Annotated in this window: 20 protein-coding genes and 3 pseudogenes; 13 read left to right on the top strand and 10 right to left on the bottom strand. The window is 70.8% G+C overall.

Annotated elements, in window-relative coordinates:
* Window positions 1-70: 70 nt before the first annotated feature.
* Both ABT004_RS27885 and ABT004_RS27880 read left to right on the top strand, forming a co-directional pair.
* On the top strand, window positions 71-1,189 hold the full coding sequence (locus ABT004_RS27885; RefSeq protein WP_451190598.1) for a family 2 encapsulin nanocompartment cargo protein polyprenyl transferase: 1,119 nt from the start codon (window positions 71-73) through the stop codon (window positions 1,187-1,189).
* 260 nt (window positions 1,190-1,449) lie between these two features.
* Entirely contained in the window at window positions 1,450-2,049 is a 600-nt protein-coding gene (locus tag ABT004_RS27880) for a GNAT family N-acetyltransferase (RefSeq protein ID WP_351342166.1), read from the top strand.
* 357 nt (window positions 2,050-2,406) lie between these two features.
* Here ABT004_RS27880 and ABT004_RS27875 read toward each other — a convergent pair whose 3' ends face one another.
* Window positions 2,407-3,291, bottom strand: a complete 885-nt coding sequence (locus tag ABT004_RS27875; protein ID WP_351342164.1) for an NAD(P)-dependent oxidoreductase — start codon at window positions 3,289-3,291, stop codon at window positions 2,407-2,409.
* 66 nt (window positions 3,292-3,357) lie between these two features.
* Window positions 3,358-3,717, bottom strand: a pseudogene (locus ABT004_RS27870) (hypothetical protein); the annotation flags it as partial.
* Window positions 3,718-4,539: 822 nt separating this feature from the next.
* Here ABT004_RS27870 and ABT004_RS27865 point away from each other — a divergent pair.
* Genes ABT004_RS27865 through ABT004_RS27855 form a run of 3 tightly spaced genes read left to right on the top strand, consistent with a single transcriptional unit; the run spans window position 4,540 to window position 7,199 of the window.
* Window positions 4,540-5,328: a hypothetical protein gene (locus ABT004_RS27865; protein WP_351342162.1), complete on the top strand. Its 789-nt coding sequence runs from the start codon at window positions 4,540-4,542 to the stop codon at window positions 5,326-5,328.
* 27 nt (window positions 5,329-5,355) lie between these two features.
* Window positions 5,356-6,516, top strand: coding sequence for a sensor histidine kinase (locus ABT004_RS27860; RefSeq protein ID WP_351342160.1), 1,161 nt, complete (start codon window positions 5,356-5,358; stop codon window positions 6,514-6,516).
* A complete protein-coding gene (locus tag ABT004_RS27855) occupies window positions 6,513-7,199 on the top strand; it encodes a response regulator (protein WP_351342158.1) in 687 nt (228 codons plus the stop codon). Before ABT004_RS27860 ends, ABT004_RS27855 begins: the two co-directional genes overlap by 4 nt.
* 2 nt (window positions 7,200-7,201) lie before the next feature.
* On the opposite strand, the pseudogene ABT004_RS27850 reads toward ABT004_RS27855, so the two are convergent.
* A pseudogene (locus ABT004_RS27850) lies at window positions 7,202-7,503 on the bottom strand (hypothetical protein); the annotation flags it as partial.
* A gap of 322 nt (window positions 7,504-7,825) precedes the next feature.
* On the opposite strand from ABT004_RS27850, the pseudogene ABT004_RS27845 reads away from it, so the two are divergent.
* Window positions 7,826-8,194 (top strand): annotated as a pseudogene (locus ABT004_RS27845) (tyrosine-type recombinase/integrase); the annotation flags it as partial.
* Window positions 8,195-8,201: 7 nt separating this feature from the next.
* Here the strand turns inward: ABT004_RS27845 and sodN are convergent.
* Window positions 8,202-8,597: a superoxide dismutase, Ni gene (gene sodN, locus ABT004_RS27840; RefSeq protein WP_351342156.1), complete on the bottom strand. Its 396-nt coding sequence runs from the start codon at window positions 8,595-8,597 to the stop codon at window positions 8,202-8,204.
* Window positions 8,598-8,788: 191 nt separating this feature from the next.
* Here sodN and sodX point away from each other — a divergent pair, with 191 nt between their 5' ends.
* Entirely contained in the window at window positions 8,789-9,232 is a 444-nt protein-coding gene (gene sodX, locus ABT004_RS27835; protein WP_351342154.1) for a nickel-type superoxide dismutase maturation protease, read from the top strand.
* Here the strand turns inward: sodX and ABT004_RS27830 are convergent.
* Entirely contained in the window at window positions 9,136-9,765 is a 630-nt protein-coding gene (locus ABT004_RS27830; protein WP_351342152.1) for a CGNR zinc finger domain-containing protein, read from the bottom strand. The genes sodX and ABT004_RS27830 overlap by 97 nt on opposite strands.
* Before the next feature lie 94 nt (window positions 9,766-9,859).
* Here ABT004_RS27830 and ABT004_RS27825 point away from each other — a divergent pair, with 94 nt between their 5' ends.
* Window positions 9,860-10,630: a class I SAM-dependent methyltransferase gene (locus ABT004_RS27825; RefSeq protein WP_351342150.1), complete on the top strand. Its 771-nt coding sequence runs from the start codon at window positions 9,860-9,862 to the stop codon at window positions 10,628-10,630.
* Between the two features lie 133 nt (window positions 10,631-10,763).
* Here ABT004_RS27825 and ABT004_RS27820 read toward each other — a convergent pair whose 3' ends face one another.
* Genes ABT004_RS27820 through ABT004_RS27810 form a run of 3 tightly spaced genes read right to left on the bottom strand, consistent with a single transcriptional unit; the run spans window position 10,764 to window position 13,480 of the window.
* On the bottom strand, window positions 10,764-11,516 hold the full coding sequence (locus ABT004_RS27820) for an amino acid ABC transporter ATP-binding protein (protein ID WP_351342183.1): 753 nt from the start codon (window positions 11,514-11,516) through the stop codon (window positions 10,764-10,766).
* A gap of 14 nt (window positions 11,517-11,530) precedes the next feature.
* Complete coding sequence (locus ABT004_RS27815) at window positions 11,531-12,478, bottom strand: amino acid ABC transporter permease (RefSeq protein WP_351342149.1); 948 nt, start codon at window positions 12,476-12,478, stop codon at window positions 11,531-11,533.
* A gap of 42 nt (window positions 12,479-12,520) precedes the next feature.
* Window positions 12,521-13,480: an ABC transporter substrate-binding protein gene (locus ABT004_RS27810; protein WP_351342147.1), complete on the bottom strand. Its 960-nt coding sequence runs from the start codon at window positions 13,478-13,480 to the stop codon at window positions 12,521-12,523.
* A 571-nt stretch (window positions 13,481-14,051) separates the two neighbouring features.
* Between ABT004_RS27810 and ABT004_RS27805 the strand changes: the two genes are divergently transcribed.
* The 4 genes from ABT004_RS27805 to ABT004_RS27790 all read left to right on the top strand — a co-directional run bounded on the left by ABT004_RS27805 (window position 14,052) and on the right by ABT004_RS27790 (window position 17,272).
* A complete protein-coding gene (locus tag ABT004_RS27805) occupies window positions 14,052-15,266 on the top strand; it encodes an NAD(P)-dependent malic enzyme (protein ID WP_351342145.1) in 1,215 nt (404 codons plus the stop codon).
* 153 nt (window positions 15,267-15,419) lie between these two features.
* A complete protein-coding gene (locus ABT004_RS27800) occupies window positions 15,420-16,382 on the top strand; it encodes a zinc-binding dehydrogenase (RefSeq protein ID WP_351342143.1) in 963 nt (320 codons plus the stop codon).
* A 119-nt stretch (window positions 16,383-16,501) separates the two neighbouring features.
* The gene (locus ABT004_RS27795; protein WP_267069270.1) at window positions 16,502-16,711 is read left to right on the top strand and encodes a helix-turn-helix domain-containing protein; all 210 of its coding nucleotides are present in this window, start codon (window positions 16,502-16,504) and stop codon (window positions 16,709-16,711) included.
* 3 nt (window positions 16,712-16,714) lie between these two features.
* Window positions 16,715-17,272: a Clp protease N-terminal domain-containing protein gene (locus ABT004_RS27790; RefSeq protein ID WP_351342141.1), complete on the top strand. Its 558-nt coding sequence runs from the start codon at window positions 16,715-16,717 to the stop codon at window positions 17,270-17,272.
* 178 nt (window positions 17,273-17,450) lie between these two features.
* Here the strand turns inward: ABT004_RS27790 and ABT004_RS27785 are convergent, their stop codons facing one another.
* Together ABT004_RS27785 and ABT004_RS27780 are read right to left on the bottom strand one after the other, a co-directional pair.
* Window positions 17,451-18,440 (bottom strand): PadR family transcriptional regulator, encoded by a 990-nt coding sequence (locus tag ABT004_RS27785; protein WP_351342139.1) that lies wholly within the window; start codon window positions 18,438-18,440, stop codon window positions 17,451-17,453.
* A 1-nt stretch (window position 18,441) separates the two neighbouring features.
* A complete protein-coding gene (locus tag ABT004_RS27780; RefSeq protein WP_351342137.1) occupies window positions 18,442-19,344 on the bottom strand; it encodes a DUF4097 family beta strand repeat-containing protein in 903 nt (300 codons plus the stop codon).
* A gap of 179 nt (window positions 19,345-19,523) precedes the next feature.
* On the opposite strand from ABT004_RS27780, the gene ABT004_RS27775 reads away from it, so the two are divergent.
* Window positions 19,524-20,357 (top strand): hypothetical protein, encoded by an 834-nt coding sequence (locus ABT004_RS27775; protein WP_351342135.1) that lies wholly within the window; start codon window positions 19,524-19,526, stop codon window positions 20,355-20,357.
* The last annotated feature ends 144 nt before the right edge of the window (window positions 20,358-20,501 follow it).

The following is a 20,501-nucleotide window of genomic DNA, read 5'->3' as shown; positions in this document are numbered from 1 at the left end:
GTACACCGAGGAGGTACGCGCCCACCCGCAGCGGAACCGCCACCGTCCGCGCCCTGTCAGGGGTGAGTCCATGACACAGCCGGCCGTGAGAGAGCAGACGCGCGTGGCAGCAGAGGCGACCGGGGCGGCCGCGGCGCAGGGGTACGAGGCGCGGGGGCCCGAGGGGCAGGAGGCACCGGCGATCCTCGCGCAGGCCAGGGTCGCGGTCGACCCCGAGCTGCGGCGGGCGGTGGAGGCCCTGCCGGGATCGATGCGCCGCGTCGCCCGCTACCACTTCGGTTGGGAGCAAGCCGACGGCACGCCCGCCACGGGGAGCGCCGGGAAGGCCGTGCGGCCCGCCCTCGTGCTGGCCGCGGCGCGGGCCCTCGGCGGGCGGCCCGAGCGGGCGGTTCGGGCGGCGGCCGCCGTGGAGCTGACCCACAACTTCACGCTGCTGCACGACGACGTGATGGACCGGGACGCCACCCGCAGGCACCGGGCCACCGCGTGGACGGTGTTCGGGGACGCCGCCGCGATCCTCACGGGCGACGCGATACAGGCCCAGGCACAGCGCCTGCTCGCCGACGAGGGGAATCCGGCGGCCTCGGCGGCGGCCGCCCGGCTCGCGGCCTGTGTGGTGGAGCTGTGCGAGGGCCAGGCCGTCGACGTCGCACTGGAGGGGCGGGACCCGGCGGACGTGTCCCTGCCGGAGACGCTGGCCATGGCGGAGGCCAAGACCGGCGCGCTGCTCGGTTGCGCCTGCGCGGTGGGCGGGCTGTACGCGGGGGCCGGTGAGGAGGAGGTCGAGGCGCTCGACGCGTTCGGGCGCTGTGCGGGCCTCGCGTTCCAGCTGATCGACGACGTGATCGGGATCTGGGGCGACCCGGCCCGCACGGGCAAGCCGGCCTGTGCGGACCTGGCCGTACGCAAGAAGTCCCTGCCGGTGGTCGCCGCGCTCGCCTCCGGCGGTGTGGCGGCGGACGAACTGGCGGCGTTGTACGGGCCGCCGGGACGGAAGAAGGAAGGAGTGGCGGAACTGGAGGCGATCGCGCTGGCCGTGGAGCGGGCCGGTGGCCGGGACTGGGCGCAGACGCAGGCCGCGGACCACATGTCCCGCGCGGTGGACCGGCTGTCGCAGGCGGTCCCGGTGCCGGAGGCGGCGGACGGCCTGCTGTCCCTGGCGGAGTTCGTCACGCGCCGCGGGTACTGAGGCCTGTCGGCCGGGGTGCCGCGATCGGTTGCGGTGCCCCGGCTTGAGGGGGGGGCGGCGGGGTGGGGCTGGGGGAGAGCGCTGCCCGCACCGGGGTGCCGCCTTGCCCACCCTGCCGCCCGATGGGGTCTCCCCTGCTCGAGCTTGTTCGAGAGCTTGGGGAAGGCAGATTGCCCAAGGCGGGCCGGTGCGGGGGTTGGTTGATCGCTTAGAGTTCAACGGCTGTGCAGGGCAGGCTGGTTGAGCGAAGGGCAGGACGGATGGGAGTGGGCATCAGGCGTGCGGGGGACGCGGACCGGGAGCTCGTGGTGCGGCTGCTGGACGAGGCGTTCATGGACGACCCGGTCAGTGGCTGGGTGTTCCCCGGTGAGGAGCACAGGCGGGAGCGGCACGCCGGGCTCATGAAGGCGTTCGCGGATGCGACGTTCGAGGACGGATATGTGGATCTCGCCGAGGACGGTTCGGCCGTCGCGCTGTGGATCGACATGCCGGCCGGGCCGCAGGACGAGGGCGACGAGGACGTGCCCGCGCACGTGCGGGCGACCGTCGACCCCGACAACGTACGGGTGGAGCAGATAGCCCGGTGGACGATGCGGGCGCATCCCGTGGGCCGGGCGCACGCCTATCTGTGGATGATCGGCGTCGTGCCCGGGCGGCAGGGCCAGGGCCTGGGAACCGCGCTGATGGCGCCGGTGCTCGAGCGCTGCGACCGCGAGGGGCTGCCCGCCTACCTGGAGGCCAGCAACCCGCGCAGCCGGGAGCTGTACGAGCGCCTCGGGTTCGTCTTCACCGGCACGGCGATCGACCTGCCGGGCGGACCGGCGATCTGGCCCATGTGGCGGGAACCGACCACCGGTTGAGACCGCCGCGAGCGGGCTGCTGTGAGACAGGCGCCGTGAGACAGGCTCCGTGAGTGGGGCGTCGTGGGCAGGGCATCGCGAGCGGGCTGCCGTGGGCAGGGTGCCGCGAGCGGGCCGCTGTGAGTGGTCGGCTGTGAGTGGGCTGCCGTGGGCAGGGCACCGCGAGCAGGCCCCCGTGCTCAGGCCGCCGTGAGTGGTCCGCCGTGAGACAGGCGCCGTGGGCAGGACGCCGTGCTCAGGCCCCGGCGAGCGGGCTGCCGTGAGACAGGCGCCGTGAGCAGGGCACCGTCTCAGGCCACCGCGAGCAGGCCGCCATGAACGGGCCGCCATGAACAGGCCGTCATAAGTGGCCGTCCGTTAGGCGTCCGGGAAGCTCGCGAAGTAGGTGGCGGCCATGTCCTCGTCCCCGTGTCCCTGCTCGGACGCGCGCTGGAAGCGGTCGCGGGCGGCCGCCACCGCGTCCACGCGGATGCCCGCGCGCTCGGCCGCGGCAAGCACCAGGCCCGCGTCCTTCGCCGCGTTGTCCACGGAGAAGCTCGGGGTGAGGTCGCCGCTGCGGATCGCCGCGGTCTTGTTCTGGAAGTACGCGTTGTCCAGCGGCCCGCCGGTGATGGCCTCCACCAGGTCGTCCGCGTCCACGCCGAGTCCGCGGGCCAGCGCGAGGGCCTCGCCGACGCCCGTGGTCAGCGCGATCACCCAGGAGTTGAGGGCGAGCTTGAGGCGGCTGGCGGCGCCCGGCCCGCCGTCGCCGACCCACAGCGTGCGGGAGCCGATGGCGTCGAAGAGCGGCTGGACGCTTTCGCGCGTGGTCGCGGCGCCGGCCGCGAGCACGGTCAGCGTGCCCTGCTCGGCGGGCTGCCGGGTCCCCAGAACGGGCGCGTCGACCAGCAGGAGACCGGCACGGACCGCGTACTCGGCGAGCTCGTCGATGCCCTCGCCCACGGTCCCGGACTGCACCCACACGGTGCCGGGCTTCGGCGTGGCCTCCCGGACGACGTCCAGGGTGCGCGGCCCGTCGGGCAGGACGGTCACGACGACATCGGCGTCCCGCACCGCGTCGGCCGCGCTGTCCGCGACCGTCACGCCGTCGGCCGCCAGCGGCTCGGCCTTCGCACGGGTCCGGTTCCAGGCCCGCACGGTGAACCCGGCGCGCGCCAGATTCCGGGCCATGGGCGCGCCAATCGTCCCGGTGCCGAGCACGGCGACGATGGGACGGTCGGCGGACGGGGCAGTGCTGCTCATGAGCGGACTCCCTGGGTGAGGTACCCCCTTCATGGGGGTGTCTTCCGTGGCCGTGGTGACTCCGCCTCAGACGCTAGCCCGTACCGAGGCCTCCATCGCGGTCACGAACGCCTCCCGTGTCGCCTCGTCGACCAGGTCGAGCGAGAGGTACGGGTTGAGGTCCTCCAGTTCCACGAGGAGCAGCCCGCCGTCCGGAGCGCGGCAGGCGTCGACGCGCTGGATGCCGTACGGGAGCGTGTTCCACTCGACGAAGGAGCGGGCGAACTCGCGGTCCGCGGCCGTCGGTTCGTACGGGCGCAGCTCCCAGCGGCGCGCCGGATCGGGCGCGTACAGGGCGTACAGCTGCTGGTCGTCGACGAAGTAGAACGAGACCTCGTACTGGAAGTCGATGCGCGGCCGCACCAGCAGGCCGTCCCCGTGCGGAAGCTCGACGTCGGGGTGCGCACAAGCCCAGCGGGTCCGCGTCCGGGGCGCAGGGCCTGGTCGAACGCGGAGCAGCACCGGGACGGGACGTGGATGTCCTCGTCGCATTGACGCCCTCGCCCACGTGGATGTGGACGATTGCGGTCCGTACCGCCACGACTGCGCGGCACCACCTTGGGTTCCTGTTTCATGGGCCACTGCCGACCGGTAAGGGGCGGTCTTACACGGCCTCCGCAGGCCTGACTTCCCGCCCGTCCGGCGGTAGGTCCGGCAACTCCACTGTCGGACAAGGTGACTTTAGCGTGGTTGCGTGCGGCTGCAGCGAGGTTGCCCTACACCTTCACCCTGGAGGGTGGCGAACTGGGCAAAGGTTCGGCCACTGTGGCTCTCCGCGGGATCGGTGGCGTAGTGGACGCGGGGGCGGAGAGATGGCGGGGCTCCTGATGGTGATGCGAATGCGAAGGGGGCCCGTCCGAGCGGCGCTCCCGCTCGGACGGGCCCCCTTCAGGTTCACGGACCCGCGGGGGTGCACCGCCCGCCGGTCGTTGATGTGAACAAGGCCTGGGTCAGGCCCTCTTGGTCTCCTGGTAATGGGCCGGGTCGGTGATCTGCGGGGATCTTACCTGAGGGGTGCTGACCTGGCCTTTTCGTGATTGGTGGCGATGGGGTGCGACGGGCTTTGGCGGGTGTCTTTCGGGCTGTGTGCGGACTGGAGGGTGCTTCAAGAGCAAGCGGAACCGTTACGGCCGTCATACCCAGGTCTGACCCGGCGGTCCAGGCTCTGGTCCGATGCCCTGGAGGGAACGGCCAGGCATCGTCGAAGGCATGACGAACCCGACAGTCCCGACAACCACTTCGGCTGCCGCAATGGGCGCCCGTCTGCGCACGGCCCTGCCGGTGGAGCGGCTGGAGGCGGGTGGCTTCCCTGGGCGCTGGTTGGGCGGCGCAGCCCTGGTGCTCGGCCCGCTCCTGATGCTGACCGGCGCTTTGTTGCGGTCTCCCTTCCACTTCTTCTACCCCGACCAGCTCGCCGCGTACGAACGGCATCCCACCATGATGGCCGCCGCCTACGGCTTCTTCGCAGCGGGCAGCCTGCTCCTGTGGCCCGCCGTGGTCACCCTCGCCGCCCGGATCGGTGCCCGGAGCCCTGGATGGGCACTGTGGGGCGGAGCTTTGGTCATCTTCGGCCTGTTCGCGCGCGCCTTCCATGCCGGGGTGGACCACTTGGCGTTCCAGCTCGTGCGCTCGCAGGGCGCGGCGGCCACCACTCAGATGGTCTCCGACGGGTACGGCGCCTTCCACATCTTCGCCACGCTGAACTTCGCCGTCCTCGGGGGCTGGATCGTCCTTGCCTTGGGTGCCTGGCGCACCCGCACGCTCGGGCCGGTGCGGGCCTGCGCGCTCGGACTGACGGCAGCACTGCCCCTCGGCGTCCTCAAGGGCACCACCCCGCTGTCGCTGGTGGCTCTCGCCGGGCTCTGCGCCGGGCTCGTGCCACTCGGCCTCGCGCTGCTGCGGGAGAGCCCCCGCCCGCGCCGAGCGGCGGTGCTGAGCTGGGTGACGCTGACCGTGGTGATGCTCGCACTGATGGTGTTCCTCGGGCAGGCGGGTTGAGTGGACCCGTACAGATACCGTCGGGCCATGAAGCCAACGGGCGGTCGCCATCTCTGCGTCCTCGACCTGGCCGTTGCACTGGCCCTCACCGCCTTGTACGTCAGCTTCGCCCGGATGACCTCCGACGACGGCCAGCCCGGGTACAGCGGTCCGCCGTGGCTCGGTTGGCTGATCGCTGTCGCGGTCGGTCTGCCGATCGCCGTACGCCGCCGGTGGCCGCTCCCGGTCCTGGGAATCGTCCTCGCCGCGCTGGTCGGCGCCTCGCTGTTGGACATCACCCGCGAGCCGTACACCGCGGCCGGTCTGGCCACCTATCTGGTCGGCCTGGCAGAGCCCGCCCGCCGATCCGTGGCCGCGCTCGTAGGCGCCCTGGCGGTGGCCGGCGGCGCCGTCTGCCTCGGGGAAGCGGTGGTCACCCCTGCCGAGGACTGGCGCGGTGCTGTCGGAGTGGCCGGTCTCGTGTGGCTGGTGATCGGTGGTGCCTCGGGCGCGGGCTTCATCGTGCGCGGCCACCGGGCCGAGTCCGTACGAGAGCAGCAGCGCCGAGCGGAGCGGGCCCTGGACGAGGAACGCCTGCGCATCGCTCGGGAACTGCACGACATCGTCTCGCACAACCTCGGCCTCATCGCCGTCAAGGCAGGCGTTGCCGGACACATCGCGCGGACCGACCCGCAGGAGGCCCGGGCCGCTCTCAAGGTCATCGAGGAGACAAGCCGGTCAGCACTGGCCGAGATGCGGCACACCCTCGGCGTCCTGCGCACTGACGGCGCCCCCCTGGGCCCGGCCCCGAGCCTGCGCAACCTCGATGCGCTCGCCGCCGAGGCTCAACGGGCCGGTGTGGAGGTCGACTTGACCGTCTGCGGCGCGGAGGCCCTGGCCGCAGGCACCCAGCTCACCATCCACCGCATCGTGCAGGAGGCAGTCACCAACGCTGTTCGGCACGCCGCGCCCACCCGCTGCCGGGTCGCGATCGATGCGGATCCTCACGAGATCCGCATCGACGTCGCAGACGAAGGGCCGCCGGCCGATCACCCTCGACTCAACCGCGCTCTGCCGGGTGGGCACGGCCTCCTCGGAATGCGGGAGCGGGTGATGATGTACGGGGGCTCCTTCGTGGCGGGGTCCCGGCCGGAAGGCGGCTTCGCGGTATCCGTCCGGCTACCGGCTGACGGGGAGCGACGCACATGACAGACGACGGCCCGATTCGCGTACTGGTCGCCGACGACCAAGCGATGGTGCGTGGCAGCTTCCGTGCCCTCGTCGACCACACACCCGACATGACCACGGTGGACGAGGCTGCGACCGGTGCGGAAGCCGTGGACATCGCGTGCCGCGAACGACCGGATGTCGTGCTGATGGACGTACGCATGCCGGAACTGGACGGCATTGAGGCGACCCGCCGCATCAGCTCCCACCCGGACTTGTCCGGCGTCCGTGTCCTCATCCTCACCACGTTCGACCTGGACGAGTACGTCTATGCCGCCCTGCGCGCCGGCGCCGCCGGTTTCCTCTTGAAAGACACCCCGCCTGCCGAGGTCCTCACGGCCATCGTCGTCATCGCCGCTGGTGAATCCCTACTCGCCCCCTCCGTGACCCGCCGCCTGATCGCGGAGTTCGCCCGCCGCCCCGAGCCGGGGCGGCCGCCGAGCCGCTCACTGGACGGAATCACGGACCGTGAGTTGGAGGTGCTCGGCCTGATCGCGCGCGGACTCTCCAATGCGGAGATCGCGGAACACCTCCATCTGAGCCTGGCCACGGTCAAGACTCACATCGGACGCCTGCTTGCCAAGCTGGGCGCGCGCGATCGTGCCCAGCTCGTGATCGTCGCTTACGAGACCGGGCTCGTCGGCGACCGCAGGCGAGGCGCGTGACCTTACGCGCCCTCACCGTCGCGACACCCGCTGCCGCAAGGCGACAACTGATCGCCCTGCGGCCGCGTGATCTCAATGGCCAGAGCACCGAGCACTTCCTTGTCCGGGCCGTAGATGGTGCGGATGTTGATGAGCTGCTCGTCGCGCGTGGCATCGGGGTTGACGTGGGCGGGCCCCTCACCGTCGAGGAGAGCTTCGAAGGTCTGTACTCAGTGCCGCGCAGCACGCGGACGTCGCAGGTCTCGCCGGTGCCCTTGACGCGGAAGCGGATGGTGTCGCCGGCGGCGAGGTGTTCGAGGTGCGGCTCAGCCGGCGCAGGCGCGGTCCGATGTCGGGCGGTGGTGCTGTGGCTGGGCCGAGGCCGAGTGAGGTCGCGACGGTGCGCATGCGCTGCTCGACGATCTCGGGTGTCTCGTACGAGCTGCGGGGTGGCTGCGGTACGGAGGAGCAGACAGCACACGGTGGAGCCGGTCGGGGCGGTGTCGAGCCAGGTGGCCGTGGCCAGGGAGGCGATCACTCCGGCGGACAGGCCGTATGGCTCGGCGGCACGGGTGGTGGTGGGGGTCAGCATGTGGTCACCACCGGGACCTTCGCGGGCTGCGACGCCCCAGTCGTCGGCGATGACGGAGACCAGCAAGTCACGGCGTACGGTCCGGCCGGTGATGTCGTCACCGACGCGCACCTCGCCGCGCGGCCCGCGCAGGAGGGGCTGTTCACGATGGAGGAGGGTGAACCCCTCAACTACCGTCGCTGGAAGACCGAATGGCGTCACTTCTACGCCTCCGCGCCCATCGCGGGCGGGGCCGGCGGCAAGCAGGTCCAACTCGTCCTCGGTCACGCGTCCGCCGTCATCACACTGCGGATCTACGCGCACCCGTGGCCGGGTGAAGAAGACCGCACCCGGACCGTCATGGACGCCGTTCTCGGCGGCCTGCGGGCCGGGTGCGGACCGGAAGACCAAACGACCAAGGAAAATCGCAGGTCAAACGGCATGATCGAAGATCAGGCCTTCTTGGTCTCCCAGAAGATCTTGTCGATCTGGGCGATGTAGTCCAGAGCCTTCTGGCCCGTGGCCGGGTCCGACGAGCCCTTGGCGGCCGAGAGGGCCTTGAGGGTGTCGTTGACCAGCTGGTGCAGCTCCGGGTACTTCTCGAAGTGCGGCGGCTTGAAGTAGTCGCTCCAGAGCACCGAGACGTGGTGCTTCGCGAGCTCGGCGCGCTGCTCCTTGATGCCGATGGCACGCGTCTGGAACTGCGCGTCGTCGTTGCCGGCCATCTTTTCCTGGACGGCCTTGACCGACTCGGCCTCGATGCGGGCCTGGGCGGGGTCGTACACGCCGCAGGGGAGGTCGCAGTGAGCGCTGGCCTTCACCTTGGGGGCGAACAGGCGGGAAAGCATGTAGCTGTTCCTTCCTCGTGATCGTCTTCTCGGGTGCGACATTACTCCGTGCGGAACGGGTTTTCTCGGGTGCCCCCGGCGGCTTAGGACAAAAGTCCGGGGTAGAACCGGGACTGGTGGAGGATGGGACCGTAAGGGCACCGGGCCGACGGGCCGGCGGGAGCAGCGGTGGGAACCGGGGAGGTTTTCTGATGCCCGAGGCGATCGAGGAGATGCGCGAGGCGAAGGTGCCGTTTCAGATCATCGAGGTGGAGGGGCCCTCGATGGTCCCGACGCTGTACCCCGGTGACTGGATGCTGGTGCAGCACGGGGCGCGGGTGCGGGCGGGCGACGTGATCGTCCTGCGCCACCCCTTCCAGCAGGATCTGCTGGTGGTGAAGCGGATCGCCGAGCGGCGCGAGGGCGGCTGGTGGGTGCTCGGCGACAACCCGGGCGCCGGGGGCGACAGCACGGTGTACGGGGTGGTGCCGGACGAGCTGGTGCTCGCGAAGGTGCGCGGCCGGCTGCGGCGCCGCAGGCCGTGGGCCGAGGGCGAGGGTCAGCGCTCGGTGACGGCGGTGCTGTCCTGGGTCTTCTCCGCGGTACGTCCCGTGCTCTCCGACCGGTCGGCCTCCAAGCGCTTGCGGGCCCGGTAGGCGGCGACGTTCGCGCGGGTCGCGCAGCGGTCCGAGCAGTAGCGCCGGGAGCGGTTGGTGGACGTGTCCAGGTAGGCGTTGCGGCAGGGCGGCGCCTCGCACAGGCCGAGGCGGTCGACGCCGTACTCGGTGAGGTGGAAGGCGAGGCCCATCGCGGCGATGGCGGCGTAGCCGGCCGTCGCGTTCGACGGGTGGTCGGACAGGTGCAGGTGCCACAGCGGGCGGCCGTCGTCGTCGCGGTGGTTGTGTCCGGAGATCTGCGGGCTCACCGGGAACTCCAGAAGCAGTGAGTTCAGCAGGTTCACCGCGAGTTCCTCGTCGCCCCCGTCGGCCGCCTCGAACACCGCGCGCAGCCGGCCCCGTACGCCCCGGAAGCGGGTCAGATCGGCGTCCGTGGCGCGGCGGGCCGCCTCCTTGTTGGCGCCGAAGAGGGCGCGCACCGTCTCCACCGACGTCAGGGAGTCCTTGCCGCGCTGAGGCTCCTCGGTGTTGACGAGGCGCACGGCGTAGTCCGAGTAATAGGCCAGTTCCACTTGTAGTCCTTACCGGTGCGCTCTATCGTCGTGTCGGGCGAGGGTAATGCTCGCTCGCGGGTTCAGGGTATTACAGGGGATCACGGGAGGGTTCATGTCCGAGACCGTTGCCAACACTCGTACCACCGACTGGCGGGCGTGGCAGGAGAGCTGGGACCGCCAGCAGGAGTACTTCATGCCGGACCGCGAGGAGCGGTTCCGGGTGATGCTCGACATGGTCGAGGCGTTCGTCGGGTCCGCGCCCCGGGTGCTCGACCTCGCGTGCGGTACGGGGAGCATCACGGACCGGCTGCTCAGCCGGTTCCCCGATGCCACGAGTGTGGGGGTCGACCTCGACCCCGCGCTGCTCGCCATCGCGCGCGGGACCTTCGAGGGGGACGAGCGGGTCGCGTTCGTGACCGCGGATCTCAAGGACCCGGGGTGGACCGAGGCGCTGCCTCATGAGACGTACGACGCCGTGCTCACCGCCACTGCCCTGCACTGGCTGCACTCCGAACCCCTCGCGACGCTCTACGGTCAGGTCGCCGGGCTCGTCCGCGACGGCGGCGTCTTCATGAACGCGGACCACATGATCGACCAGGCGACGCCGCGGATCAATGCGGCGGAGCGGGTGCTGCGGCATGAGCGGATGGCCGCCGCCAAGGGGGACGGGGCGGTGGGCTGGGCCGAGTGGTGGCAGCTCGCCGCCGCGGATCCGGTGCTCGCCGGGCCGACCGCCGAGCGGTTCGAGATTTATGGGGAGCATGCGGATGGGGATATGCCGTCGGCGGTGTGGCATGCGGAGGCGCTCCGCGCGGGTGGGTTCGGGGAGGCGAGGGTCGTGTGGGCCTCGCCGTCGGACTCGATGGTGCTCGCCGTGAAGTAAGCCCCCGCGGCGACGGCGGCGAGGTCGCGGGGCTCTGCCCCGGACCCCGCTGCTCAATCGCCGCAGGGGCTTGAATGGTGCGCAGTTGTTGGGCTTGAAAGGCCTGCTCAATCGCCGCAGGGGCTCTAAATGCCTACAGGACCTTCGACAGGAACGATTGGGTGCGTTCCTGTTGGGGGTTGGTGAGGACCTCGCGGGGGGCGCCGGATTCGACGACGACGCCGTCGTCCATGAAGACGAGGCTGTCGCCGACCTCGCGGGCGAAGCCCATCTCGTGCGTGACGACGATCATCGTCATGCCGGACTCCGCGAGGTCGCGCATGACGTCGAGGACCTCGCCGACCAGCTCGGGGTCGAGCGCGGACGTCGGCTCGTCGAACAGCATCAGCTTCGGGTCCATCGCGAGCGCACGGGCGATCGCGACGCGCTGCTGCTGGCCGCCGGAGAGCTGCGAGGGGTAACTGCCCGACTTGTCGGAGAGGCCGACGCGGTCGAGCAGCTCCTGGGCCCGCTTGCGCGCGTCGGACCTCGACTGCTTCTTGACCTGGACCGGCGCCTCCATGACGTTCTCAAGAGCCGTCATGTGCGGGAACAGGTTGAAGCGCTGGAACACCATTCCGATGTCGCGGCGCTGCAGGGCGACTTCCCGGTCCCGCAGTTCGTACAGCTTGTCGCCCTGCTGGCGGTAGCCGACCAGGTGGCCGTCTACGTAGAGCCGGCCGGCGTTGACCTTCTCCAGGTGGTTGATGCAGCGCAGGAACGTCGACTTACCGGAGCCGGAGGGGCCGACGAGGCAGAAGACCTCGCCCTGCTTGACCTCGAGGTCGATGCCCTTGAGGACCTCCAGGTGACCGAAGGACTTGTGGACCTGTTCGGCCTTGACCATGGCGTGCTGCTCGGTCATGCCATGCCTCCGTTCGGGCGGCCCAGGGAGAACAGACTGCCGCGCACCTTCTGCCAGGGCGTGGCCGACAGTTGGCGGCTGGTGCCGCGGGCGTAGTGGCGCTCGATGTAGTACTGGCCGATGCTGAGGATCGACGTCATGACCAGGTACCAGGCGGCGGCCAGGAAGTACATCTCGACCGGCGATCCGGACTGCTGGCCGATGTCCTGTGCGGCCCGGAACAGATCGGGGAACTGCACGGCGGACACCAGCGAGGTCGTCTTCAGCATGTTGATGACCTCGTTGCCCGTGGGCGGCACGATCACGCGCATCGCCTGCGGGATGATCACCCGGCGCAGCGTCTTCGCGTGGCTCATGCCGAGCGCGTGCGAGGCCTCCGTCTGCCCCTCGTCGACCGACTGCAGGCCGGCGCGGCAGATCTCAGCCATGTACGCGGCCTCGTTGAGACCGAAGCCGAGCAGCGCCGTCAGGAACGGCGTCATGAAGGACGACCAGTAGTCCTTGTAGATCGGCCCGAGGTTGATGTACTCGAATACCAGGCCCAGGTTGAACCAGACGAACAGCTGGACCAGGACCGGGGTGCCGCGGAAGAACCAGATGTAGAACCAGGCGATGGAGCTGGTCACCGGGTTCTTCGACAGGCGCATGACGGCGAGCACGATGCCGCCGACGATGCCGATCACCATCGAGATGACCGTCAGGAGCAGCGTCTTCCCGGCGCCGGTGACGATCCGGTCGTCGAAGAAGTAGTCGGGGATGGCACCCCAGTTGATCTTGCCCTGTGCGAACGCGTACACGATCAGGGCCAGCAGGGCGATGGCGATGACCGCCGAGAGATACCGCCCGTAATGCCGCACCGGGATCGCCTTGATGGCGGCAGGCCCGGCCGCGGGCGGCGGCGTGTTCTGGGGGCCGCCGCCCGTCTTGTCTATGTCAACAGACACGGATGTTGCCTTTCAACGACTTCAACAGTGCGCGCTGCGCGGTCACTTGCCGCCGTTGAGGGTCGCCGACTTCATGGCACCCGCCTCGACGCCCCACTTGGCGATGACCTTGTCGTACTCGCCGTTCTTGATGGTCGCGTCAAGGGCGGCCTTGATCGCGTCACGCAGCTGCTTCTGGTCCTTGGAGACCGCGATGCCGTACGGGGCGGCCTCGACCTGGTCGCCGACCAGCTGGAAGTCCTTGCCGCCGCCCGAGGTCTTCACCGCGTACGCGGCGACCGGGAAGTCGGAGGAGCCGGCGTCGGCGCCGCCGGAGCGCAGCCGGGTCTGGGCCTGTTGGTCGTCGTCGAAGGCCTGGATGCCGAGCTTCTTGCCGGAGGGGCACTTCTTGGCCTGCGACTTGGCGAGGTCGTGGGAGACCGTGCCGCGCTGCACGACGATCTTCTTGCCGCAGAGGTCGTCCCAGGTCTTGATGGACTGGGTCTTGCCCTTCGGGGTGTAGATCGAGACGCCCGCGTTGAAGTAGTCGACGAAGTCGACGCCGTCGCCGACCTTCTTGCCGGTGTCGGAGTCGACGCCGTTCTGACGGTCCTTGGTGTCGGTCATGGCCGACATGGCGAGGTCGTAGCGGTTCGACTTCAGGCCCGTGACCAGGGTGTCGAACGTGGCGTTCTGGAACTCGAACTTCACGCCGAGCTGCTTGCCCATCGCCTTCGCGAGGTCGGGGTCGATGCCGATCGCCTTGCCCGACTTGTCCTTGAACTCGACGGGCGCGTACGCGATGTCGGAGCCGACCCGGATGACGCCCTTGTCGCGGATCTCCTTCGGCAGCTTGTCCGCCAGCGGCGCGGACTTGGCGCCCGACTTGGTGCTGTCGTCGGACTTCGTCTGGTCACCGCAGCCGGTCAGCAGCAGAGCGCCGGCGACCGCGATCGCGCCGACCGCGGCTATCCGGGACTTCGCGGACTTCGCGGTCGTGCGCTGAGTGGTGCTTGCGGTCATGGTTGGTTCCTCCGGCGGGGTGTGGGAGTTGCCCGTGCTGGTCGCCTTGGCACACACACCTTCGAGTGTCGCGACCTCGTGTGATGAGGCATCTTGCCATTCGGACTTGCTGATTCAGGAGGTCAGCCATGTCAAAATCGGATAACGGGTGGGCGAAGAGGGCCAACCACCCCCGGTTTCTGGGTGCATGGACGGTGCAGCATCTGCGGAACTTCCGCCTCGCCACCGGAGATCCTCCGGCGGGCCGCCCGCTGTCTCACCATTCGGGCGGACTTCTCTCCTTTTGCGCGATCACCCCGTGGACTTGTCCATATATTCGGCTATGAGTCATGTCACCGAGGCGTGATCGATCACAGGCGGGCTCGTCGCCGACACCGCCCGTCAGGTAAGAAGGTTCTTTACACCCCTCATCCGGGGCTCAGGGCGCGCGTGCGGCGCGTCCGTCGCGCAAGGCGCCCACAGGGCGGCCCACAACAGGACCGTCCGGCGCGTGCGCGGTGCCCGCCCGTCCCTCAATCAGGGACGGAACCACCCTCAACCTGTGCAACACATGACTTAAGGGGTCAGCAAAGTGGCAGCGGAGATCGTCAACCCTCGCAGCGACGCGAGTACCGGCAACGAGGGCTCCGACGAGCCCTTCGATCCGGCTTTCGCGCTGCACCGTGGCGGCAAGATGGCCGTGCAGGCCACCGTGCCGGTCCGCGACAAGGACGACCTGTCCCTGGCGTACACGCCCGGCGTCGCGAAGGTGTGCAGCGCGATCGCCGAGCAGCCGGAGCTCGTCCACGACTACACGTGGAAGTCGAGCGTCGTGGCCGTCGTGACGGACGGCTCGGCCGTCCTCGGACTCGGTGACATCGGCCCCGAGGCGTCCCTCCCGGTGATGGAGGGCAAGGCCATTCTCTTCAAGCAGTTCGGCGGCGTGGACGCGGTGCCGCTCGCGCTGTCGACGAACGACGTGGACGAGATCATCGACACCGTCGTGCGTCTCGCCCCGTCCTTCGGCGGCGTGAACCTCGAGGACATCTCGGCCCCGCGCTGCTTCGAGATCGAGAAGAAGCTCCAGGAGCGCCTCGACATCCCGGTCTTCCACGACGACCAGCACGGCACCGCCGTCGTGACGCTGGCCGCTCTGAAGAACGCGGCCCGGCTCAGCGGCCGCACGCTCGGCGAACTGCGCGCCGTGATCTCCGGCGCCGGTGCGGCGGGCGTCGCGATCGCGAAGTTTCTCCTCGAGGCGGGTCTCGGCGACGTCGCGGTCACGGACCGCAAGGGCATCGTCAGCCGGGACCGCGAGGACCTCACGGAGGTCAAGCGCGAGCTGGCCGACATCACCAACAAGTCGGGCCTGTCCGGTTCGCTGGAGGACGCCCTCGCGGGCGCCGATGTCTACATCGGTGTCTCGGGCGGTACGGTCCCCGAGCCCGCGGTCGCCTCCATGGCGAAGGGCGCCTTCGTGTTCGCGATGGCCAACCCGAACCCCGAGGTGCACCCCGACATCGCCCACAAGTACGCGGCTGTCGTGGCGACCGGGCGTTCGGACTTCCCGAACCAGATCAACAACGTGCTCGCGTTCCCCGGCATCTTCGCCGGCGCGCTCCAGGTCCGGGCCTCCCGGATCACCGAGACGATGAAGATCGCGGCGGCCGAGGCGCTGGCCTCGGTCGTCGGCGACGAGCTGTCCGCCGAGTACGTGATCCCGTCGCCGTTCGACGAGCGGGTGGCGCCGGCCGTCACCGCGGCGGTTGCCGCTGCCGCTCGGGCGGAGGGCGTGGCGCGCCGGTAGTTTCGGCTCGTTCGGTTTGTTCGCTGGGTTCGCTCGGCTTGTTCGGGAAAGGCCCCGCCTCTGGCGGGGCCTTTCCCGTATCCGCGACTACGGGACGCGTGTCACAGGTGGCGGAGGTTCCCCGGCCCTGGCGGGACGCCTATCGTCAAGGTCATGTTCGCCGCCTACGCAGCCCGAATCGACCGTGACCAGCCGTTGAACGGCCTGGAGTTGGGGGAGCGGCCCGCCCCCGAGAACCGGCCCGGCTGGACCACCGTGAACGTCAGAGCCGCCTCCCTCAACCACCACGATCTGTGGTCGCTGCGCGGGGTCGGCCTGGGGGAGGAGTCCCTTCCGATGATCCTCGGCTGCGACGCCGCCGGAATCGACAGCGAGGGCAACGAGGTCGTCCTGCACTCCGTCATCGGCCAGACCGGATACGGGGTCGGGCCGCGCGAGAAGCGCTCCATCCTCACCGAGAAGTACCAGGGCACCTTCGCCGAGCAGGTGACGGTGCCCGAGTGGAACGTGCTGCGCAAGCCGAAGGAACTCTCCTTCGAGGAGGCCGCCTGCCTGCCGACCGCGTGGCTCACCGCGTACCGCATGCTCTTCACCAACGCGGGCGTACGTCCCGGTGACTCGGTCCTCGTGCAGGGCGCGGGCGGCGGGGTAGCGACGGCCGCGATCGTGCTCGGCAAGGCGGCGGGGCTGCGGGTCTTCGCGACCAGCCGCGACGAGGCGAAGCGCAAGCGGGCCCTGGAGCTGGGCGCCGTGGAGGCCGTGGAGACGGGTGCGCGGCTCTCCCAGCGGGTGGACGCCGTGATCGAGACGGTGGGCGCCGCGACCTGGTCGCACTCCGTCAAGTCCCTGAAGCCGGGCGGGACGCTGGTCATCTCGGGAGCGACGAGTGGGCCGAACCCGCCCGCCGCGGAGCTGAACCGGATCTTCTTCCTCGAGCTCAAGGTCGTCGGCTCCACCATGGGCGCCAAGGACGAGCTGGAGGACCTGCTGTCCTTCTGTGCCGCCACGGGGGTCCGGCCGGTGATCGACGAGGTGCTGCCGCTGGACCGGGCCCGTGAGGGCTTCCAGAAGATGGCCGGTGGCGAGCTGTTCGGCAAGGTCGTGCTGAGCGTCTGACGCGACGCGGGGAGGGGCGTACCGGCGGACCTGCCGGGCGCCCCTCTTCTGTGCCCGCGTCTGTACCCCGATGTCAACTGTGGTTGACGTCGACCCTTGCGTCAACCTACATTGACAACATGACTGATGCGACGGATCTCGCCGAGCAGGCGGGGGCCCGCGATCCACGGGTCGGGCTGCGGGCGGTCGCCGCGCTGCGGCGGCTGCTCGAGCAGCTGGAAGCGGTACAGGTGCGCAGTGCGCGCAACCAGGGCTGGTCGTGGCAGGAGATCGCGGCCGAACTCGGGGTCAGCCGGCAGGCCGTGCACAAGAAGTACGGGAGGCGATGAGCGATGTTCGAAAGGTTCACCCAGGGCGCCCGGGACGTGGTGAAGGGGGCTCTCGCTCATGCCGAGCGGGAGCGGGCGGAGCGCGTCGACGAGGGGCACATGCTGCTCGCGCTCCTCGACGGCAGCGGAACGCGCGGCGCGTTCGCGCTCGGCGCGCTCGGTGCGGACACGGAGGAGCGGCGGGCGTCGATCGGGCGGGCGCTTACGGGGGTGCGGCGCCGGGCGGGGCTCACGCGGGCCGACACGGAGGCGCTCGCGGGGATCGGCATCGACGTGGAAGAGATCGTCGCGCGGGCCGAACAGGCCCATGGAGAGGGCGTGTTGACCGGCGGGCGTCGGGTCGGCGGACGGCGTCCGCTCACGCGTGAGGCCAAGGGCGTGCTCGAATCCTCGCTGCGCATCGCCCTCGCCCACCACGACCGCGCCATCGCCGACGAGCACCTCCTCCTCGCCCTCACCTCCCGCCCGAGCATCGCCTCCGAGGTCTTGGCAGAGCACGGAGTGACTGTGGCGGGGGTGGAGCGAGTGCTGTACGGGGGCGGGGAGGCGGTGGCGGGGTGAGCCCTGCCGGGGTGCCGCCCTGCCCACCCTGCCGCCCAAGGCGGCGGCGTCGACCGCAGCCGATCCGGCCCGCGGCGGGTGGGCACATCAAGCCCCTGCGGCGATTGAGCGGCGGGGTGCGGGGCGGAGCCCCGATCCTTTCAATCCCCGCCGACGTCTGAGGCGCGGGCGGCCGAGGTCACTCACCCGGTGACCGGAGACTCGCTCCGATGTGGGCCGCCGCCTGCGCCAAGCGACGCCTCGCGTCGCCGAGCTGGTCCTCCGTGACCCCCCGGTCGCGGGCGGCATCGCGGATGTCGTCGCGGAAGCGGTCCAGGAGGCGGTCCAGGTCGCGCGCCGGGTCGCCGCTGGAGGCCTCGGAGGCCCAGGAGGGAACGTACTCCGCGGGCACCTCGTCGCTCGGCGGGCGGTACTGGGGGTCGGGCGGCGCGCTGTGCCCGGCGTCCTTGCTCCAGGACTTGCCGAACTCGCCGAACTCCCTGGCCAGTTCGGTGAGGCCCTCGCGCACCCCCGTCGGCCAGTCGCCGCGCGTGAAGTGGTCCTGCACCTGCTCCTGGACGCGCTTGGCCATCCGCTGGAAGTCCTCCGCCGCCTGCGCGCGCACCTGCTCCTGCGACTCCTTGGCCTGGCGGCGCGCCCGCTGGGCCTCCTCGCGGGCCCGGCGGCTCTCGTCCTTCGCGCGCCGCGCCTGCTCCTTCCACTCGTGCTTGGCGCGCCGCACCTCTTCCTTGGTGGCGTGCCAGGCTTCCTTGTCCGTGAAGTCACCGGGACCGGTTCCTGCGCGGGCCCGGGACGCGGCGGCACGCATCTCGCGGCGCAGATCGCCCGCCGCACCCCGCACGTCGTCCCTGATCTCCGCCGCCAGCTCGGCCACGGACTCCCGGATCTCCAGCTCGAGATCGGCCAACTCGCCGCTGCGGTCGGCCAGTTCGGCCCGGCCCGCATCGGTGATCGCGTAGACCTTGCGGCCGCCCTCCGTGGTGTGGGTGACCAGGCCCTCGGTCTCCAGTTTGGCGAGGCGCGGGTAGACCGTGCCGGCCGAGGGTGCGTACAGGCCCTGGAAGCGCTCTTCGAGGAGGCGGATCACCTCGTACCCGTGCCGCGGCGCCTCGTCGAGCAGCTTCAACAGGTAGAGGCGCAGGCGGCCGTGGGCGAAGACGGGGGGCATGTCAGAGCACCTTCTTGTCGGCGGGGTCGGTGTCCTGGGGATCCGGAGCGTCTTGTGGTTCCGAAGTGGCCGGCGGTTCCGGTTGATGTGTTGCGTCCTCCGAAGGGGGCCTGCGGAGGAGGGCGATCGAGCCGGAGACCGTCGTCGCCTTCAGTTTGCCGGTGCCCGCGCCCAGGCGGCCGGTGATCTTGTGTGCGCCCCAGGCGCCCGCGACCCGCAGATCCTCGAAGGCGTTCGACACCGCTCCGCTCGCCGTGTTCGCCTCCACCTCCGTGTCCGCCGGGTGCGGGATGCGGATGGCGATCTCGCCGGAGACGCTCGTCAGGCTCACGTCCGTGGGCCCCGCGGGGTCCAGGTCCACGATGATCGACCCGCTCACCGTGTCCGCCTTCACGAAGGAGCCCGAGCCGTCCACGACGGTCAGGTCCCCGGACACCGAGTTGAACCGGAGGTCGCCCGTGACCGCCTGCGCCTCGACGCCGCCCGACACCGTGCTGGTGCGCACCGGGCCCGTGACGCCGACGAGTGTCGTGTCACCGGTGACGCCCTTCACCTCCGTGGGCCCCTCCGTGCCCGAGACCACGGCGCCGGCGCCGACCACGCCGACCTCGACCCGCGTGTCCGCCGGCACCGCGAGCGAGACGACCGCGCTGCGGTGCCAGCCCTTGCGGTCGAGCCACTTGAGGAAGCCCTTCCAGGGCAGGTCGTCGTACGCGACGGTGAGGGTGCCGTCCGACTGCGTCACGCGCAGCGGCGGCCCGTCGATCTCCGAGACTTCCAGGCGGGCCCGGCCCTCGGCCGTCCCCACCACATTCACCGCGCCGCTCACGATGCGTACATGCAGGGCTGACACCGGCTCGTCGAAGACGAGCTTCCGCGGCTCTGTGACGGACCACTCGGGCATGGTGCGACCTCCTCGACGGCCAGGAGTGAACGCGCCATATCGCGTCCTCTGTCAAACACGATATATCGCGGATGGGGAAAGTCAAGGCCAGTCGAGACTGTCGCGGAAGTCCGTGCCCCGACGCTCGATGGGCCGTCCAATTACTGCGGTAATGCACCGACTTGCCCTAGCGTGGGGCCATGTTGTCCCTCGAACCCGCCGGTGCGCTGCTGCTCTGCCGCGCCGAACCGTCCGTCGTCGGGCCCGCCGCCCAGCTGCTGCGCGAGCGGATGCTGCTCACCCGCGCCGGACGGGAGTGGAGCGTCCTCGTGCCCGAGGCGAAGCCGTGGCTGTCCATGGAGGACGGCGGCGGCGAACCCGTCGACCGAGTGCTCGGCGGCTGGGCGGGCGCGCTCGCCGTCGGCGCGACCTGGCCGGTGCTCGCGCTGTGGTGGGACGCCGACCGCAGCGGATTCACGCTGGCCTCCGGGTTTCGCCGCCCCGTGGGCTATGAGTGGCTGGCGAACGGCACCCCGGTCGGCGAGGCCGAGGCCCTGCGTACCTTCGCGGCGCGCCTGGGCCTGGATCCCGTACTCGACCTCCAGGCCCTCGAAGCGCTCGCGAAGCCCGAAACGGGCGACAGCGCGGCCGACGCGCGCGCCCGCATGCTGGGCCTGCTCGCGGTCCTCACCCGCACCGGACTCGCCCTCCCCGCAGGGCTGACCCCCGGCGAACCCGCCGACCGGCTGCGCGAGGTCGCGCGGATCCAGTCGGACGCGCAGCAGGTCAGCTGGTCGGGCTGGCGGGACGCCGTGCACGCCGAGCTCGATGTCGTGGAGGCCACGGGCATCGGCCCCTGGCTGCGCGGCCCCCGGGCGCGGGTGGTCGCAGCCGCCCAGCTCGCGGCCGGGCTGCCGCTCACCGTGCACGGCCTGCGGCGGCGCAGTGGCGGCTGGACCGCCGCCGGGGCGCTGCTCCTGCTGCACGGGGCGCTGGGGTTCGCCTACGCGAGGTTGCGCGCGGGCCGTGACTGATTGCGCGGGGCCGGATGGCGCAGGCCGTCGACCCCACGCCTCGGGGCTCCGCCCCGGACCCCGCTGCTCAATCGCCGCAGGGGCTTGAATGGCGCGCCTGCTCCCCACCGGGGCCGCCCGCCCCGCAGGGGGGGAAGGCGCGCC

This window comes from Streptomyces sp. NPDC002790, from assembly GCF_040295505.1.
In the GTDB taxonomy this organism is placed as follows: domain Bacteria; phylum Actinomycetota; class Actinomycetes; order Streptomycetales; family Streptomycetaceae; genus Streptomyces.
This window is presented reverse-complemented; position numbering and strand designations above follow the sequence as displayed.

Excerpts from the sequence above, each read along its gene's own strand:
- ABT004_RS27885 (WP_451190598.1), top strand. The coding sequence starts at position 71 with ATGACACAGCCGGCCGTGAGAGAGCAGACGCGCGTGGCAGCAGAGGCG.
- ABT004_RS27880 (WP_351342166.1), top strand. The coding sequence starts at position 1,450 with ATGGGAGTGGGCATCAGGCGTGCGGGGGACGCGGACCGGGAGCTCGTG.
- ABT004_RS27875 (WP_351342164.1), bottom strand. The coding sequence starts at position 3,291 with ATGAGCAGCACTGCCCCGTCCGCCGACCGTCCCATCGTCGCCGTGCTC.
- ABT004_RS27865 (WP_351342162.1), top strand. The coding sequence starts at position 4,540 with ATGACGAACCCGACAGTCCCGACAACCACTTCGGCTGCCGCAATGGGC.
- ABT004_RS27860 (WP_351342160.1), top strand. The coding sequence starts at position 5,356 with ATGAAGCCAACGGGCGGTCGCCATCTCTGCGTCCTCGACCTGGCCGTT.
- ABT004_RS27855 (WP_351342158.1), top strand. The coding sequence starts at position 6,513 with ATGACAGACGACGGCCCGATTCGCGTACTGGTCGCCGACGACCAAGCG.
- sodN (WP_351342156.1), bottom strand. The coding sequence starts at position 8,597 with ATGCTTTCCCGCCTGTTCGCCCCCAAGGTGAAGGCCAGCGCTCACTGC.
- sodX (WP_351342154.1), top strand. The coding sequence starts at position 8,789 with ATGCCCGAGGCGATCGAGGAGATGCGCGAGGCGAAGGTGCCGTTTCAG.
- ABT004_RS27825 (WP_351342150.1), top strand. The coding sequence starts at position 9,860 with ATGTCCGAGACCGTTGCCAACACTCGTACCACCGACTGGCGGGCGTGG.
- ABT004_RS27820 (WP_351342183.1), bottom strand. The coding sequence starts at position 11,516 with ATGGTCAAGGCCGAACAGGTCCACAAGTCCTTCGGTCACCTGGAGGTC.
- ABT004_RS27810 (WP_351342147.1), bottom strand. The coding sequence starts at position 13,480 with ATGACCGCAAGCACCACTCAGCGCACGACCGCGAAGTCCGCGAAGTCC.
- ABT004_RS27800 (WP_351342143.1), top strand. The coding sequence starts at position 15,420 with ATGTTCGCCGCCTACGCAGCCCGAATCGACCGTGACCAGCCGTTGAAC.
- ABT004_RS27795 (WP_267069270.1), top strand. The coding sequence starts at position 16,502 with ATGACTGATGCGACGGATCTCGCCGAGCAGGCGGGGGCCCGCGATCCA.
- ABT004_RS27790 (WP_351342141.1), top strand. The coding sequence starts at position 16,715 with ATGTTCGAAAGGTTCACCCAGGGCGCCCGGGACGTGGTGAAGGGGGCT.
- ABT004_RS27785 (WP_351342139.1), bottom strand. The coding sequence starts at position 18,440 with ATGCCCCCCGTCTTCGCCCACGGCCGCCTGCGCCTCTACCTGTTGAAG.
- ABT004_RS27780 (WP_351342137.1), bottom strand. The coding sequence starts at position 19,344 with ATGCCCGAGTGGTCCGTCACAGAGCCGCGGAAGCTCGTCTTCGACGAG.
- ABT004_RS27775 (WP_351342135.1), top strand. The coding sequence starts at position 19,524 with ATGTTGTCCCTCGAACCCGCCGGTGCGCTGCTGCTCTGCCGCGCCGAA.